The sequence below is a fragment of the Frankia sp. CcCS3 genome (genome assembly GCF_977927575.1).
In genome coordinates, this window is sequence record NZ_CDWRCL010000362.1 from 1 (window position 1) to 2551 (window position 2551).

Consider the following 2551-nt stretch of genomic DNA (forward strand, 5'->3'; position numbering starts at 1 on the left):
AGCTTGCGGCGCGGATGCCGTCGAGTGCGAAACCCCGGATACCCATCATGGCCGGTAAGGGCCCACCGTCCGCGCGCCGCCGCGGGCGCAGGTAGTAGTGCCAGGTCGGGGCCGGCCCGGCCGGAGGCCGGGTCCAGCGGGTGGGTTCCCCCCACCCCCGCCGATAAGTGATCTTCGTCGTCATGCGGTTGCCGGGGTCGGGGGGTCCCCCGAGCCCGAGGTCCCCCGCGCGCGAGGCCGCTTCGTCGCCGTCCTCCCGCAGGCTGAACCGCGCGTGCAGACGGCGCAACGGCTCGGGAGCCCACCAGTTGTAGTCGCCCGCCAGGGCCATGAACGCCGGGACGAGGATCGCTCGGACGAGGGTCACGTCGAGCACGATCGACACGGTCAGCCCGACACCCACCAGTTTGATCATGCTGATGTCCGATGCGGACAACGCGACCATGACCACGACGAGAGCGAGCGCCACACTCGTGATCAGTGGACCGGTCGCCCCCAGCCCACGGGCGACGGAATCGTGTTTGTCTCCCGTCCGCAGGTACTCCTCGCGGATGCGGGCGAGCAGGAAGATCTCGTAGTCCATGCTGAGCCCGAACGCGATGAAGAACATCAGGACCGGGCTGGTCATCTCCAGCGTGCCCGACACCTGGAAGTCGCCGACCAGACCGGTCAGGTGCCCGTCCTGGAAGACGAACGCCAGCAGCCCGACGGTGGCGGCGAGATTCAGCGTGTTGAGGAACATCGCCTTCAGCGGAAGGAGCACGCTGCCGGTGAACAGGAACAGCAGGATGAAGGTCGCCGTCATCACGACGGCGAAGGCCGGTAGCAGACTCCGCTTGATGGAATGCGAGGTGTCGAGGAAGTGTGGCGCGAGTCCGCCGATGAGGACGCCGAACGGCGCCGGTGTCGCCTGCAGCCTCCGGACCAGGTCCTTCGCCGGCTCGGACAGCGGAGACCTGTCGGTCTGCCACACCGACAGCCAGGCGCCGCGATGCGTTCCGACGTACCTCATCGGAGTCTTCGGCACCGCACCGACCCGCTCGCCCCGCAGGAAGCTGCCGGTGACGGTGTCGATGCGGGCAACACCCGGCAGCGCGGACAGCCGGGTCGCGTAGTCGGTCAGCTTCTCGGCGTTCCCCGGGTCCCGCGCGTCCACTCCGGGCACCACGATCGGAATCTGGCAGGGCAGGCAGACGACGAAGTCCTCCCGCATCGCGTCATTGACGACGTGAGCCTCCGCGGTCGCCGGCAGGACCGTGTCGTCGGCCAGCGCGAGGTTGAGGTGGCGCAGCGGCGCGGCACACAGCACCAACACGAAGATCGCGGCCCCACCGAAGAACACCGGGTGGCGCATGACCCGCCGCGCCAGCGCCGACCAGCCGCGGCCAGCCGCCGCGGCCCCCACGCGGTGGCCGCCGGACCGCCGGCGACCCGAGCGCCTCGGGCGTGACCCCGAACGTCTCAGGCGTGACAACGCCAGCCGGACGTTGCCGCGCTCAATGCGGTCACCGAGGACCATCAGCGCCGCGGGCAGCACGAGCAGTGCGGCCACCTCCGAGGCGACGACGACGATGATGCCGGCGAAGGCGAACGAACGCAGGTAATAGATCGGGAAGACCAGCGCGGCCGTCAGGGACAGCGCCACCGTCACCCCGGAGAAGAACACCGTGCGCCCGGCGGTCTCCAGCGTCCGGCGCAGCGCCGCCGCCGGGAGCAGCCCGCGGTCCTGTTCGTCCCGAAAACGTCGCAGGATGAACAGGCTGTAATCGACCGCGAGACCGAATCCAAGGGCGGTCGTCAGGTTCACCGAGAAGACCGACACGTCAGTGAGCGGGGCCGCCAGCCGCAGCAGCGCGAGACTCGACACCACCGACACCACGCCGACCAGGACCGGAAGCAGGGCAGCCGGGACCGTGCCGAAGGCGTAGAGCAGCACGAGGAACACCAACGGAGCGGAGATCTGCTCACCGTGCGCCAGGTCGACACGGCTGCGCTCGGTCACGTCACGCATGACCGCGGACGCCCCGCCGAACCGGACCTGGACCCCCGGGCCGTCGTGGGCGTACCGGTCGTGCAGGGCGTTCAGGCGGTGCTGGATGTGGTCCTCGGAACCGGTGAGCCGGAACACGATCAGGGCCGACCGGCCGTCCTTCGCACGCAGCAGCGGGCTCGCCTCGTTGGGCCCGCCCGGCCAGTACGACAGCACCGAGGTCACCCCCGGCTCCGCGGCAATCCGCCCGGTGAGCTCCCGGCCCAGGCGGGCGGCGATCGGCCCGTCGATACCCGGGGCCGACGTCAGCATGATGGCGACGTCGGGGGGCGCGTCCGGGAACTCCTCGTCGAGCAGCCGCTCGGCCCGCGTCGACGGATCGCCCGGTGCGTAGAAACCACCGGTGGCAAGCTGGTCGTAGATTCCGGCATTCCACGGCAGCAGCACGACCACCAGCAGGCAGGCAGCGGCGAGTACCCTTCCCCGGTACACGACGGCCGCGTCAGCCACCATTGTGAACAGCGAACGGGGTGGTGCGCCGGTGGAGCCCGTCGGCGCGGG

At 70.2% G+C, this 2551-nt stretch carries 1 protein-coding gene; it reads right to left on the minus strand.

From position 1 onward, the window contains the following. On the minus strand, nucleotides 1-2503 hold a 2503-nt coding region (locus AC08OQ_RS19190), incomplete at its 3' end, for an MMPL family transporter (protein WP_476612299.1). Nucleotides 2504-2551: the final 48 nt, after the last annotated feature.